General features: G+C 34.8%; 18 protein-coding genes and 1 pseudogene. 13 read left to right on the top strand and 6 right to left on the bottom strand.

What is annotated here, in order from left to right:
• Positions 1-6 precede the first annotated feature (6 nt).
• On the bottom strand, positions 7-879 hold the full coding sequence (locus tag AAG068_RS24215; RefSeq protein WP_342716111.1) for an AraC family transcriptional regulator: 873 nt from the start codon (positions 877-879) through the stop codon (positions 7-9).
• Between the two features lie 306 nt (positions 880-1,185).
• Between AAG068_RS24215 and AAG068_RS24210 the strand changes: the two genes are divergently transcribed.
• From AAG068_RS24210 to AAG068_RS24195, 4 genes are all read left to right on the top strand, one after another.
• Positions 1,186-1,956 (top strand): ABC transporter ATP-binding protein, encoded by a 771-nt coding sequence (locus AAG068_RS24210; RefSeq protein WP_000859654.1) that lies wholly within the window; start codon positions 1,186-1,188, stop codon positions 1,954-1,956.
• Positions 1,943-3,892: an ABC transporter permease gene (locus AAG068_RS24205; RefSeq protein ID WP_342716110.1), complete on the top strand. Its 1,950-nt coding sequence runs from the start codon at positions 1,943-1,945 to the stop codon at positions 3,890-3,892. The genes AAG068_RS24210 and AAG068_RS24205 overlap by 14 nt, the downstream gene beginning before the upstream one ends.
• A 145-nt stretch (positions 3,893-4,037) precedes the next feature.
• Positions 4,038-4,616: a class I SAM-dependent methyltransferase gene (locus tag AAG068_RS24200; RefSeq protein ID WP_342716108.1), complete on the top strand. Its 579-nt coding sequence runs from the start codon at positions 4,038-4,040 to the stop codon at positions 4,614-4,616.
• A complete protein-coding gene (locus tag AAG068_RS24195) occupies positions 4,616-5,215 on the top strand; it encodes a DedA family protein (protein WP_342716107.1) in 600 nt (199 codons plus the stop codon). The genes AAG068_RS24200 and AAG068_RS24195 overlap by 1 nt, the downstream gene beginning before the upstream one ends.
• A gap of 71 nt (positions 5,216-5,286) precedes the next feature.
• On the opposite strand, the gene AAG068_RS24190 is transcribed toward AAG068_RS24195, so the two are convergent.
• Both AAG068_RS24190 and AAG068_RS24185 read right to left on the bottom strand, forming a co-directional pair.
• Entirely contained in the window at positions 5,287-5,670 is a 384-nt protein-coding gene (locus AAG068_RS24190) for a hypothetical protein (RefSeq protein WP_342716106.1), read from the bottom strand.
• Positions 5,671-5,742: 72 nt separating this feature from the next.
• On the bottom strand, positions 5,743-6,201 hold the full coding sequence (locus tag AAG068_RS24185) for a helix-turn-helix transcriptional regulator (protein ID WP_342716105.1): 459 nt from the start codon (positions 6,199-6,201) through the stop codon (positions 5,743-5,745).
• A gap of 217 nt (positions 6,202-6,418) precedes the next feature.
• On the opposite strand from AAG068_RS24185, the gene AAG068_RS24180 reads away from it, so the two are divergent.
• From AAG068_RS24180 to AAG068_RS24170, 3 genes are all read left to right on the top strand, one after another.
• Complete coding sequence (locus AAG068_RS24180; RefSeq protein WP_342716104.1) at positions 6,419-6,766, top strand: YxeA family protein; 348 nt, start codon at positions 6,419-6,421, stop codon at positions 6,764-6,766.
• A gap of 75 nt (positions 6,767-6,841) precedes the next feature.
• Positions 6,842-7,021 carry a hypothetical protein gene (locus AAG068_RS24175; RefSeq protein ID WP_342716103.1) on the top strand — a complete coding sequence of 60 codons (180 nt, stop codon included), beginning with the start codon at positions 6,842-6,844 and terminating at the stop codon, positions 7,019-7,021.
• A 43-nt stretch (positions 7,022-7,064) separates the two neighbouring features.
• Complete coding sequence (locus AAG068_RS24170; protein WP_342716102.1) at positions 7,065-7,283, top strand: hypothetical protein; 219 nt, start codon at positions 7,065-7,067, stop codon at positions 7,281-7,283.
• Positions 7,284-7,322: 39 nt separating this feature from the next.
• Here AAG068_RS24170 and AAG068_RS24165 read toward each other — a convergent pair.
• Positions 7,323-7,685 (bottom strand): annotated as a pseudogene (locus AAG068_RS24165) (Rpn family recombination-promoting nuclease/putative transposase); the annotation flags it as partial.
• Between the two features lie 62 nt (positions 7,686-7,747).
• Here AAG068_RS24165 and AAG068_RS24160 point away from each other — a divergent pair.
• Together AAG068_RS24160 and AAG068_RS24155 are read left to right on the top strand one after the other, a co-directional pair.
• On the top strand, positions 7,748-7,885 hold the full coding sequence (locus tag AAG068_RS24160; protein ID WP_428846007.1) for a DUF7003 family protein: 138 nt from the start codon (positions 7,748-7,750) through the stop codon (positions 7,883-7,885).
• Positions 7,886-7,909: 24 nt separating this feature from the next.
• Positions 7,910-8,419: a DUF2199 domain-containing protein gene (locus AAG068_RS24155; protein ID WP_342716101.1), complete on the top strand. Its 510-nt coding sequence runs from the start codon at positions 7,910-7,912 to the stop codon at positions 8,417-8,419.
• Positions 8,420-8,461: 42 nt separating this feature from the next.
• On the opposite strand, the gene AAG068_RS24150 is transcribed toward AAG068_RS24155, so the two are convergent.
• A complete protein-coding gene (locus AAG068_RS24150; RefSeq protein WP_342716100.1) occupies positions 8,462-9,364 on the bottom strand; it encodes a diacylglycerol/lipid kinase family protein in 903 nt (300 codons plus the stop codon).
• A gap of 258 nt (positions 9,365-9,622) precedes the next feature.
• Entirely contained in the window at positions 9,623-10,150 is a 528-nt protein-coding gene (gene hpt / locus AAG068_RS24145) for a hypoxanthine phosphoribosyltransferase (RefSeq protein ID WP_001019305.1), read from the bottom strand.
• 160 nt (positions 10,151-10,310) lie between these two features.
• Here hpt and AAG068_RS24140 point away from each other — a divergent pair, with 160 nt between their 5' ends.
• From AAG068_RS24140 to AAG068_RS24125, 4 genes are all read left to right on the top strand, one after another.
• Positions 10,311-10,526 (top strand): hypothetical protein, encoded by a 216-nt coding sequence (locus AAG068_RS24140; RefSeq protein ID WP_002156638.1) that lies wholly within the window; start codon positions 10,311-10,313, stop codon positions 10,524-10,526.
• 184 nt (positions 10,527-10,710) lie between these two features.
• Positions 10,711-11,043, top strand: a complete 333-nt coding sequence (locus tag AAG068_RS24135; protein WP_342716099.1) for a hypothetical protein — start codon at positions 10,711-10,713, stop codon at positions 11,041-11,043.
• 177 nt (positions 11,044-11,220) lie between these two features.
• A complete protein-coding gene (locus AAG068_RS24130; RefSeq protein WP_342716098.1) occupies positions 11,221-11,625 on the top strand; it encodes an LPXTG cell wall anchor domain-containing protein in 405 nt (134 codons plus the stop codon).
• An 89-nt stretch (positions 11,626-11,714) separates the two neighbouring features.
• On the top strand, positions 11,715-12,335 hold the full coding sequence (locus AAG068_RS24125) for a class D sortase (RefSeq protein ID WP_342716097.1): 621 nt from the start codon (positions 11,715-11,717) through the stop codon (positions 12,333-12,335).
• Positions 12,336-12,349: the final 14 nt, after the last annotated feature.

Raw genomic sequence — 12,349 nt, 5'->3', positions numbered from 1 at the left:
TATTTCTTATTTTTTCAAAACTGGTATCCAAATTTCACTTTTAAAGTTTGGAGAAGATATATCTTTCTGTTCATTCCACAATATCTCCGGTCCTTCCGCTAATTCATAGTTCGAAGAAGGAAACCATTCGGAATAAATGCGTCCCCATACATTTTGTAATGTTTCAGGAAATGGACCGACAGCTTCAAATATAGCCCATATTGAAGCTGCGACTTCAAGTTGTGCGAATTGCTCTGGACAAGTTTTCGTTGAGGCTACTCCAATGTAGTGATCGAGTTCGCCTTTTTCCTCCATTCTTCCTTCAGAAAAGTTAGTAGAAGCACTAATGATTCCGTTCGGTTCCATGTTTAAAAGTGACTTTAACGTTTGAATGGAATCTGGATTTAAACTTTTCCACATAGAAGCAATTTCTTCATTTACACCGTTAAATACAATCGGTACTCGTTTTGTAATACCAATAATTCGAAAGGGTTCTTTTTCTTCAATTCGATAGTTCATTTCGTTTCCTCCTTGAATCGATAACTGGAAGGTCATTGGTGAATAAGCTTTTAAAGAACGGCTACTATTTCGGGCCTCTGAGGGTGTTATGCCGTGCAAGTTTTGAAAGGCACGTGCAAAAGAATCCGGTGAGTTGTACCCATATTTTATAGCGATATCAATGACTTTTGCATCGTTATCTTTTAGTTCAAAAGCAGCAAGAGTAAGTCGTCTACAGCGAATATATTCTGATAGTGATACGCCAGCGAGAAAAGAAAACATTCTTTTGAAATGGTATTCAGAGCAGTAAGCTATTTTTGCGACTTCTTTAAAATCAATTTCATCTGTTAAGTTGTTTTCAATATATTGCATGGCCGCATTCATGTTTTTAAGTGAATCCATACGATGACCTCCTTGTAAAATAGAATAGCAGGAACAAACGAAGTCCATCCGACATTTCATGCACAACTTTGTAGGGTACATTTTTAACCTTACAAAATTGTAATGTTCCTGTAAGGAGAATGAATGGATGGTATGATATCCCAATGCTATAGTAACAAAGTACTTTCGTTCAGTAGGTTAAATTTTTATATCTTTACTTATGCGTCTTACATAACTGTCATGTTTGTGTAAGAAATATCGATAGTGGCAAAAGTAGAGAGTGTATATAGTTAAAAATAGAGGATAGAAGAAATGAGGGATGTCGAGATGAAAACAGTGTTAGAAGCAAAAAATATTGAAAAAGTGTATGACACGGGTGGTAATAAATTTGCAGCGTTAAAAGGTATTAACTTACAAGTCAAAGAAGGTGAGTTCGTTGGAATTATGGGACCTTCCGGTTCGGGTAAAACGACTTTACTAAACGTTCTTTCTACAATTGATAATGCGACAAACGGTGAAATTTTAATTGATGGAAAAGATATTGTGAAGATGAACGATGATAAGCTAGCGTTATTCCGCCGCGATCATTTAGGGTTCATTTTCCAAGATTATAATTTATTAGATACGTTAACGGTGAAAGAGAACATTGCGTTACCTCTTGCGTTGTCAAAGGTGAAAGCGAGTGAGATTGATCGCCGCGTTCTTGAAATCTCAAAGAAATTTGGTATTGATCACATTTTAAGTCAGTTCCCATATCAAGTGTCAGGCGGACAGAAGCAGCGCTGCGCAGCATCGCGTGCGATTGTTACGAATCCTAGTATGATTTTCGGGGACGAGCCGACAGGAGCGCTTGATTCTAAATCAGCGACAGATTTACTTGAAAGTATGAAGTCGTTAAATGAATATGATAACTCTACAATTTTAATGGTAACACATGATGCGTTTGCGGCGAGTTACTGTAAACGAGTTATTTTCATTAAAGATGGTGAGTTATATAAAGAATTGCACCGCGGGGAATTAACGCGTAAACAGTTCTTCCAACAAGTCGTTGACGTAATGTCTTCCATTTCCGGAGGTATGGCTGATGACCTTATCTAGCATTGCCCTCCGCAACATACAGCGGAACTTTAAAGACTACTTTGTATATTTTGCATCTATGATCTTTAGCATCGTCATTTATTTTACATTTAAGGCGTTGCAGTATAATTCACAAATGGAAAAAGCTGCGGAAGCCTCTAAAAAAATTAGCGGAGCGTTCCAAGTTTCAAGTGTTATGCTAATTATTTTCGTAGCGGTGTTCATTATATATTCGAACGGTTTCTTTACACGAAAACGTAAAAAAGAAGTTGGGCTATATTCCTTATTAGGCATTCGTAAAAGACAGATCGGTAAAATGCTGTTTTATGAAAATATGTTAATGGGATTAATGTCTTTAATTATCGGGATTGCGATCGGTAGCGTTCTTTCAAAACTATTCCTTGAACTACTAATAAGTATGATGGGAATCAACTTACACGTTCATTTTGAAGTACCGATGGCCGCAGTTATTGATACAGCAATTATTTTCTTTGTCATTATTTTGTATACATCACTTCAAGGGTATCGTTTAATTTATCGCTTTAAGCTAATTGAACTTTTCCGAGCAGAACGTGAAGGAGAAACAATGCCAAAAGGATCGGTTATTATGGCATTAATTTCAGTTTTCTTAATCGGTTCAGGTTATTTCTTAGCGTTAATGTACATGAAAGCAGTTATGTATGCAGACTTTATGGTCGTTGCATTATACATTTTACTAGCGACAGTAGCAGGAACTTATTTATTGTTTATGTTCTTCACAGTATTTGTATTGAAGCGCGCAAGAAATAATAAGTCAGCGTTTTATAACGGTATGAATATGGTAACGACATCGCAACTACTATATCGTATTAAAGGAAACGCGAAATCATTAGCGACAATTGCTATTTTAAGTGCAGTGACATTAACAGCGGTTGGTACGTCAGTTACGATGTATTACAACACATTTACGCAATCAAAAGTTGCTGCTCCGTATAGTTATTCTTACGAGAAAAAAGATGAAGCACTAGATAAAAAAGTAAAAGAAATACTTGCTGGAGAGAAGAGCAATCATCCAGTGACATATGAATCAGAAGTTGAAATGATTCCTGTGAAGGGAACATTTAAAGGTGAAAGAGCAGATCAAGTGCTGAACACACATTATAATGTTACGAAGCAGTACCAGCTTATTTCTCAATCAAGCTTTAATACAATTGCGAAACGATTAGATGTAGAGCCTGTAAACTTAGGTGCGAATGAAGCCTTTGTATACGATAGCCTCTATATTGAAAAACTAGATTTTGGTCCTCTTTATACAGGAAATAAAGCTGTATTTCCTGTTGGGAATGAATCGAAAGAGCTAAACATTAGAGGGGTAAATAGTAGAAGTCTTACAAACTTAAATGAACTATTTGTAATTGTTCCGGATCAAACATATGAGCAGGCGAAACAAGTACATGAAACACGTACTGTAAAAAATATTGATGTAAAAGGTGAGCGAAATAGTAAAGAGTTAACAGCGAAATTAGCAAGCATTATGCCAGCAGGCGAATCGGAAGTTTTAAAACCATTTAACGATTTCTATACAGGATTCCAAATGGGAATTGAAACGACAGGTTTAATGATGTTCATTGGGCTATTCTTAGGATTAGTTTTCCTATTAGCGACAGGCTCAATCATTTACTTTAAGCAGCTTACAGAAGCAAGTGCTGACCGTGATCGTTACGTTGTTCTTCATAAAATTGGTGTAACGAAGCAAGAGATGAAGAGAGCTATCGCAAAACAAGTGAGCTTTATCTTTGCTATTCCGTTAATTATTGGTATTTTACACAGTTTATTTGCACTAAAAGGTTTGTCAAATATATTACCATTCGAAATTATGATCCCGCTTCTAATTAGTATTGGAGTATATGGCGTCATTTATATCGGATATTACTTCCTAACAGTTCGTTCTTATTATAAGATTGTGAGTGCGAAATAATAAGTGAGCAGCTATCGCTATAAGCGGTAGCTGTTTTTTTCATTCTTCATAAAATCTTAAGAAATCTCCTCAATTTTTGTTAAGAAACGATAGTTATACTTAGAAACAAGTTAAAAACTATTGAACGAATGGGGGAGAGGTTTACATGCAACTCATAACATTCTTACATGAATTTATAAAACATCCGAAACATACTGGTGCGATTGCGCCAAGTTCAAAAATATTAGCAAGAAAAATGGTAGATGTAATTGATTTTAATAGAGCGAAATGCATCGTAGAGCTAGGTCCTGGTACAGGTGTTTTCACGAAAGAAATTATGAAGAGAAAGAGGAAGGAAACAATATTTCTTCTTATTGAAATTAATGAAGTGTTTTGTAAAGAGTTACAGAGAAAGTTTAAAAATGAGCAGAACGTCATTGTTGTACACGGCTCAGCTGAAAATATAAAGAAGTATATGGAAGAGTTCAATATAGAATGCATTGGCTACGTCTTATCAGGATTACCGTTTACTTCTTTACCAGAAGAAGTTTCAAGGCGTATTTTAAACAATGTAATGGAAGCGATACATGAGAATGGTGAATTTATTACATTTCAATATTCACTTGTGAAAAAAGGATTTATACAACATTTCTTCCCTGAAATTACGCTCCAAAAAGTGTGGCTCAATTTCCCGCCAGCGTACATCTTTAGCTGTAAAAAAGAGTTAAGGAGAGCTTATGCCTAATGGAATTACATGAATTATTATCTTATATTGAACAGTATGGTTATTGGGCACTATTTTTCTGTTTATGGTTAGGTATTATCGGTATGCCAATTCCAGACGAAATGATCGTAATGAGCGGTGGTTTTGTCTCTTCACTAGGAATATTAAGTGTCATGTCAGCATTTTTACTAACATATTTAGGCGTTGTATCTGGCCTATCTTTAGGTTATATAGTAGGAAAAATATTTGGTACGAAAGTACTTGATAAGTTAATGAAAAGGAAAAAGGCAAAGTATCTTTTGAAGTCTCAACAAATGGTAGAGAAGTATGGCCATTATGCGTTAGTCACAAGCTACTTCATACCAGTTGTAAGACATATCGTACCATATTTAGTTGGAATGAATAACATGTCATTTAAGACGTATGCCTTGTATTCCTATACGACAGGATTTGTTTGGACACTCGTTTACTTTGTGCTCGGTTCTTTATTTGGACAACATATTGAAAGTATTGTAGCGATTGTAATAGAGTATGGCGTGTATTTTGGCGGGCTTGTTTTTGTTGTTGTGAGTGGTGCTTATTTGTATAAGCAAAGAAGAAGAACGGTGATGAGTAAGTAAATAGAATGAAGGCTTACGCTTATTGAGAGTAGTATAAAAGAGAGAGTTATTTTGTAGAATAACTCTCCCTTTTAATGTGATAGCTTCTCATTACTTACATTAGGTGTTGTTTGAAATACAGTTATATAAATTGTTAATATGATCGTATTAATCAAGTTGGCTAATACAGTCATAAAATCACTTGATGGGATGATAAGAACGAAGATTGAAAGTATGGCAGAAGCAAGAGGAATGAACTTTTGCAGCATAGTTAACTTTCCGTCTTTATGAAGCTTTGCAGATTGAAAGAAGCAAAGTAAGAAAATTAAGGATGTAAATAATAATCCTAAATAGCCCCAACCATCTTCAATATACCAAGGTAAAAAGCTCATTCTTGATGTGAAAATAAATAAATTGAATACTAACGTGCTAATGATTAGCGTATTTAAAATAGTGATATGTATCTGTTTCTTCATTTGAATTATACTCCGTAATTTATTTTATTCTGCTATTTGTGGGCAGCAAAAAACACTGATTAAAATTTCACTTTACTGAGATGTTTTTGCCATTTCCATAAATCGCTGTTCAATTTCATCTAGTTCGAATGAATGGCATATTCTACGGTCTTCTTTATCTAAAATTCGATAATGTTGGGATAAAATATTTTGTTGTATTTGATAACCGTTTAATTCTTTTATTTGTCGCCACCACACTTTTCCTCCTAAAGTCTTCGGGAAGTTCGTATTGTAATGTGTAAAAGCGATTGTTTTTATAATTTCATTCACATCATCCCCAAATGTCATCTGGACTATATCGCTCTGTTCAAAGAGTGTTACGACACAAACTGCACCTGACCATGTTAGTGTGCGTCTTCCTTTTTCAATTTCTACTAATGTTTTCTTTGATAAACCGATAATTTCTGACATTTTATCTTGTGATAGATTATTTTCAACACGGATGAGTTTTAATTTTGAATTAACGAGTTCAATAAATTCTTGTTTATCCATTATGCAGCTCCTTTTTCTTTATAGTGTAAAATTACACTAAAGATGTAATTTTGTCAATTGTAGCGTGAAGAGTTCTTTTGTTTGTTTTTTGAGCTTACTAATTAATATTTCACTTTTAGTTTAAGAAAATGTTAAGAAACAGTACGAGTTTTTATTAAGAAATGGGCCCTATACTTAGGAACATCTCATAGAAAACATAATAAAAGGCGGAATATAGATGAAAAGATTTATTTTTGGATCACTACTTGTTATCGTCGCAGGAGCGGCATATTTATTAAAGGGGAGCGCTGGGATTGATAAAATGAATCCATTTCTTGATATAGAGCACCATTATGCAATAATTGATAACGATGGTAAAGAATTAGATGGAAATAAAGGTTGTGAATATAAAGTGAAAGCTTATGATGAAAAAGGTAAGGAAAAAGAAGTGACAATTGGCGGAGTAGATGAATTACCAAAAGGTTCATACTGGCATGTGCTTACGAGAGGTAAGTTCTTATATGATAAAGTGAAAGTAACGATAGATAAAATTCCTGATGGAGCAAAGATGAAGTTAGGATTGTAAGTATAAAACCGATTCTCAATGTGGGGATCGGCTTTATTATTTTATGGTAAAATATAGAAGGGAGGAGTGAGAGTTATGCTACTCATCGTTAGCCTTATATTAATCGGGATTATGTGTAGTATGAGAATAGTATCCTTACATATGATAGAACGAGAAAAGATAGAAGAGCGATATGTATATTGTCCAAAATGTAATACGAAAATTAGGAGAGGCAATTCTGCTCCTTTTTGTTCGAAATGTAATGTAATATTTTAATTATAGGAAATCTGAAATCATTTTGTATGGTTTCGGTTTTTTTATGTTGAAAATAGAAGAAATAAAGAGCGGAAAAAAGTTTGAACAAGGGATTGAGTATACGAATATTATTGAAGGATATCCCATTATTATGAAGTATGTCGTAGAGATTGATAGAGAAGTTTTGAGGGTGTTATTACCTGATGAAAGAGAGATTCTTCCTACTATGCTAGAGTGTGATGAATGTTATAAGACCCAATTGGATGATATCGAGGGAAGTTGATAAAAAAGAGCTTGAAACAATTCAAGCTCTTTTTCATTATTATTTATGTCCTAAAATATGCTCAACCTCATGCGCACTTAATTTACTTGCCTTAGCAATTGTTTCAAGTGGTATACCAAGATCATGCATACTTTTAATCATTTAAATTTTTCCTTGTTGAACCCCTTCTTTTCGCCCTTTTTCCATGCCTCTTTTCATACCTTCTGTCTCTGCATGGGCGAATTTTGCAGCTTCATCCATTAAAACTTTCTCCCTTGCGTCATAGGCTTGTCGGAAAGAGGAATCTTGACTCATACGTTCCCACTTGTTTATTGCTTTTTGTAAAATAGGGTCTTGGTTCATAGCAATATCCTCCAATGTATTAAGCTGCTTCTTTCCTTCATTGTATCTAAAAAGAACTAGGGCATGCAAACAGGAAACTTTGCTACTTTTTTAGCAATATTATTAGAATGTCGCAAACAAATATGTCTATGTTATACTCTAGTGAAATTGAATTCTTCCAATCAGTAGCAGCTGCTATAGAGAAGAAAGATCCAAGTATTATTGTGAATAAGGATTCTAATACGCACTGGGAAAATTGGGGGGAGTATGATTGTGACTGAAAAGGATAGGAGAAAGAATAATAAATGAAAAGAAGAAGAAAATCCGGAGAAAAAGTACAAATGAATCGTTTTGCACTACCTCTATGCTACGGAAGTGAAGCACCATATTATTATTACGAGGTAGCGCCTCATGAAAGAGAGGAACGCTTCCATTTAACATCAGAACTTTGCGTAATGGACGATGAACATTACTTTATTAGAGGTTGTTTAGAGATTCCTATCATTGATTACCACGAAAATTTCATATGGACTGTGTGGGTATCACTTAGTAAAGAAAGTTATGATGAAGTATTAGAAAAGTGGGATGAGAGAGACCGAGAAAATAGTGACCCTTATTTTGGTTGGTTATCTGTAGAAATACCAGTTTATCCAGAAACATTAAATTTAAAAACAAATATACATATAAGAGAAGTTGGAATGGCACCGTATGTTGAATTAGAGCCAACCGAGCATCCTTTAGCGATCGAACAAAGAAATGGAATTACTTTAGAGAGAGTGAAAGAAATACAAGAAATGATTCAACAATATAACTAGATTAGAAGAGAAAAAACGAGTGCCAGCACTCGTTTTTTTTTATTACACAACCGCAGGATTATAAATCATCGTAAGGTGTCCTTGCAATAATTCAATTTGACAAGGTGTATGAAGCGAGCTTTCTCCATCTGTATCTACTTCTTTTTCTTCTTCTGTTTCAATATGAATGGATTTCGCTTTTACGTGGAAGATGTCATTTTCATTTGAGTCTTCAAATAGTTTCTTTCCGATATAATCTTTAAACGCTTGAATGCCTGTTGATTTGACTACGAAAATATCAAGTGTTCCGTCGTCGCATTTTACGTTTGGGATAAAGGACGGGATCCCGCCAAGATATTCACCGTTTCCAACCATAACAAGGACAGCTTCGTCTTCATATACTTGTCCGTCGTACGTAATTTTTACTGGGAATGTTTCAGCATTTTTGACAGTTCGAATTGTGCTTAAGTAGTAGCCGATTTTTCCAAGCTTTGCTTTTTCTTCTGCATCGATATTGTTTGATACTTCAGATACGAGACCAATGCCCCAGAAATTTAAGAAATGTTGTCCATTTGCTTTTGCAACGTCAACTGGTTTTACGTGTTCCTTAGTGATAAGTTTTGCTGCTTCTGCAATGTTTTGCGGAACGCCTAGTGTGCGAGAGAAGTCATTGCAAGTTCCGCCTGGAATGATTGCAAGTGTAGGTCTAGTTTCAAGAGGTGCTAAGCCGTTTGTGCATTCAAATACTGTTCCGTCACCACCAAAGACGATAATTAAATCTACTTTACTAGCAAACTCTTGGCAATATTTTGTTGCATCACCTTGTTTTTTCGTATGAAGGATATGTAAGTCAGGAAAAGCTGCGGCAAGAGGTGGTACGATTTTCGTTAAATTTGTATGTAAGTCGCCTTGTCCAGCTTTTGGATTTACGATGAGGAGTACTTTTTCAAATTTTGTTTTTGTCATTTTTCATCTCTCCCTATTTTTTTGTAATGGAAAGAAAGGAGCTGTTCCGATGTATTTCAGAACAGCTTCTTCCTATTAATAAGGCGCTAAGATTGTCAGTTATTGTCGGTAAGTCGATATATTTAAAAAATCGCCGATATAATTTGAGTTACGGTCGATATATTTGAGAAATCGCCGATATAATTTAAGATACGGTCGATATATTTTGAAAATCGCCGATATAAATTTTATGTACTATCGATTTTTTAAGTTATACGATTATTTCGTTACAACTGAAGCAATAAATGGTAAGTTACGATATTTTTCTGCGCAGTCGATGCCGTAGCCAACGATAAATTCGTCTGGAATTTGGAAGCCAACATATTCAGCTTTTAAGTCCACTTTGCGGCGCTCAGGTTTATCAAGTAACGTACAGAATTTGAGTGCCTTTGGTTTATGCATAAAGAAGTGATCTTTTAAGAAGTGAAGTGTTAAACCAGAATCGATAATGTCTTCTACGACAATCACATTTTTTCCAGTAATGTTTACATCGATATCTTTTAATAGTTTCACTTTTCCAGTTGTTTCTGTTTGATTTCCGTAGCTAGATGCAGAAATAAAGTCGATTGTTACATCGTTTTTAATGTGACGAATTAAATCAGCAGCAAATACGAAAGATCCTTTTAGTACAGCGATGACTACGATTTCTTCTCCTTCAAAATCACGTTCGATTTGAAGTGCTAGTTCTTTTACTTTTTCTTGTAATTGTTCTTCAGAAATTAAAGTGTCTTTTATTTCAATATTCATTGGAGTCCTCCTACAGTGTAAAACTTGTGAACATTTCGACTGTAAAGGATAGAAAGGAAAAAGTCAAAGGAGATAGTAATTTTTTACAAAATACCAACAAAATCATCTGATGATATGATATACTAATTATATTAAGAAAACGCTTCCATAGAGGGTGATTATAATGAAGAAGAAACAGTACACAACTGTAACATTTATAAAAGCATTACTATTAACAATTGTTCTTGGATTGTTGGCTTATATAATTGATGTACCAGCGATTCGGATTTCACTAATTGGAATGACTTTAGTATTAGGCGCAATTTCCCATGGTATGATGTCACAGCTGCAAGAAGCTGGACTTGATGATATGAAAGACCATATAGATAAGAAATAAGAGACCTTCACATATGCATAGTGAAGGTTTTTTTGTTTCTTACAAAAATGTAAGGTAGTTGTAAGGGAAATCGATAGTTGCATAGTAGTGTTTTGGATAAACTATGGGTGTAAGGTAAAAGGCAAGCATATTTTAGGTAAATTAAGTTTTAGGCACTCTATATGTGAAAAAGGAGTAGGAGGGCATGGAGAAACGTTGGACGACCTTTTCTTTTTTAGCAACTAGCAACACCGTAATGCTAGCTGGCGAGATGGATTTTTTGCACTTGTTTGATCGAGAAGACGATCATTCTTCTTCTAAATTTACAATGAAATGGAGTAAGTGGAGCGATAGTTGTAGGTTTGAAGAAGAGACCCCTAACGAAGAGCAAAAGGTTATTTTGACAAACCCTATTAAAGCGTGGGTTGTTCAACGTCGTAAGTGTAACGTCAAAAATCACTTAAAGAAAACTGAGCCGAGACAATTAGTTATCGCTCCGGCCCATTCTACTTCTACATCAAGCGAAAGTAACATGTAAATATTGAGACACACACCCGAAAAAACATCGTATATATTGCGATGTTTTTTTATTTGTCTACCATGAAATCTTTAAATGAAATATATTTCATCTGCATTTTATATTTATATCTCTTGTTTATTCTAGTGATACATCCGATGCGAAGTGATGTAAAACGTATAAAAGGAGAGAACTAAAATGAAAAAAAGACTATTACCAATCTGTGCAATGGCACTGTTAACCGTAGGATATTCTTCAGTAGCAAGTGCGGATACTGGAACAGTAACAAAGGAAGAAGAGACGCAACTGCAGCACGATAAAGCGAAAAAAGAGGCATTGATTAAAGAACAGCAAAAAAGTGAAGAAGAGAAAAAGAGAATATCACAAGAACAATTGAAAAATGATATGGCGAAAAAAGAAGCAGCGATAAAAGCTGAGCAAAAAAATGAAGTAGCTAAAAAAGAAGTAACAAAGCCAGCTGGACAAGGTGAGAAATTACCAAACACAGCATCCAATAATGTAGCAATGATGGCACTAAGTGCATGTCTTATAGGGTTGGGGACATTATTTGGTTTGAAACGTCGAAATAAAGTGAAGGCGTAAATAAAATATTGTCCTATAAAGAATGGAATAATTTCATATATTAAAAATGGTAGGTTATTCCTACCATTTTTGGCATGGAGGGATGAAACATGAAGTTACTCAATTATATCGGTATCATATTGATGGCCATAGGACTATGTATGGGATCATATTACGCTATGGAATGGTATAAAGGAAAAAGTTCTGCTCAACAATTAACGAAAGAAGAGCTAAAGAGTCTTGAAAATATACAACATAATCAACTTTCTTACGAAACACCTGTAACTTCCCAAGTACCTTCATCTCAAACAGAACATAAAGAAGGAGAAAAGGTTGCACTATTAAATATACCGAAAATAAAGAAGAAGTTTTCTATATACTGGGGAGCGGATGAGGCAACGCTGAAAAAAGGAGTGGGAATGTTCGTTAGTGATGTAACGACAACACCATCTGGAGGGGGACATACGGTACTGAGTGGGCACCGGGATACTGTATTTACAGATTTAGGAGAGTTAAAAGAAAAAAACACTCTTGTTTTAGAGTATGATAATAAAACTTACACATACGAAATTCAAAAGATATGGATTACCCATGCGGATGATCGTACTGTTATTATAAAAAAAGAAGAACCGATATTAACACTGACGACTTGCTATCCATTTGATTATATAGGGGATGCACCAGATAGATATATTATCGAGGCGAAGTTAACTGGTAGTTATTCAAAATGAAGTGATAGTTTTTG

This window comes from Bacillus paramycoides (genome assembly GCF_038971285.1).
Classification (GTDB): domain Bacteria; phylum Bacillota; class Bacilli; order Bacillales; family Bacillaceae_G; genus Bacillus_A.
The sequence above is the reverse complement of the archived record's forward strand: the minus strand, read 5'-3'. Positions and strand labels throughout refer to the sequence as shown.

Excerpts from the sequence above, each read along its gene's own strand:
- AAG068_RS24215 (WP_342716111.1), bottom strand. The coding sequence starts at position 879 with ATGGATTCACTTAAAAACATGAATGCGGCCATGCAATATATTGAAAAC.
- AAG068_RS24210 (WP_000859654.1), top strand. The coding sequence starts at position 1,186 with ATGAAAACAGTGTTAGAAGCAAAAAATATTGAAAAAGTGTATGACACG.
- AAG068_RS24205 (WP_342716110.1), top strand. The coding sequence starts at position 1,943 with ATGACCTTATCTAGCATTGCCCTCCGCAACATACAGCGGAACTTTAAA.
- AAG068_RS24200 (WP_342716108.1), top strand. The coding sequence starts at position 4,038 with ATGCAACTCATAACATTCTTACATGAATTTATAAAACATCCGAAACAT.
- AAG068_RS24195 (WP_342716107.1), top strand. The coding sequence starts at position 4,616 with ATGGAATTACATGAATTATTATCTTATATTGAACAGTATGGTTATTGG.
- AAG068_RS24190 (WP_342716106.1), bottom strand. The coding sequence starts at position 5,670 with ATGAAGAAACAGATACATATCACTATTTTAAATACGCTAATCATTAGC.
- AAG068_RS24185 (WP_342716105.1), bottom strand. The coding sequence starts at position 6,201 with ATGGATAAACAAGAATTTATTGAACTCGTTAATTCAAAATTAAAACTC.
- AAG068_RS24180 (WP_342716104.1), top strand. The coding sequence starts at position 6,419 with ATGAAAAGATTTATTTTTGGATCACTACTTGTTATCGTCGCAGGAGCG.
- AAG068_RS24175 (WP_342716103.1), top strand. The coding sequence starts at position 6,842 with ATGCTACTCATCGTTAGCCTTATATTAATCGGGATTATGTGTAGTATG.
- AAG068_RS24170 (WP_342716102.1), top strand. The coding sequence starts at position 7,065 with ATGTTGAAAATAGAAGAAATAAAGAGCGGAAAAAAGTTTGAACAAGGG.
- AAG068_RS24160 (WP_428846007.1), top strand. The coding sequence starts at position 7,748 with ATGTCTATGTTATACTCTAGTGAAATTGAATTCTTCCAATCAGTAGCA.
- AAG068_RS24155 (WP_342716101.1), top strand. The coding sequence starts at position 7,910 with ATGAAAAGAAGAAGAAAATCCGGAGAAAAAGTACAAATGAATCGTTTT.
- AAG068_RS24150 (WP_342716100.1), bottom strand. The coding sequence starts at position 9,364 with ATGACAAAAACAAAATTTGAAAAAGTACTCCTCATCGTAAATCCAAAA.
- hpt (WP_001019305.1), bottom strand. The coding sequence starts at position 10,150 with ATGAATATTGAAATAAAAGACACTTTAATTTCTGAAGAACAATTACAA.
- AAG068_RS24135 (WP_342716099.1), top strand. The coding sequence starts at position 10,711 with ATGGAGAAACGTTGGACGACCTTTTCTTTTTTAGCAACTAGCAACACC.
- AAG068_RS24130 (WP_342716098.1), top strand. The coding sequence starts at position 11,221 with ATGAAAAAAAGACTATTACCAATCTGTGCAATGGCACTGTTAACCGTA.
- AAG068_RS24125 (WP_342716097.1), top strand. The coding sequence starts at position 11,715 with ATGAAGTTACTCAATTATATCGGTATCATATTGATGGCCATAGGACTA.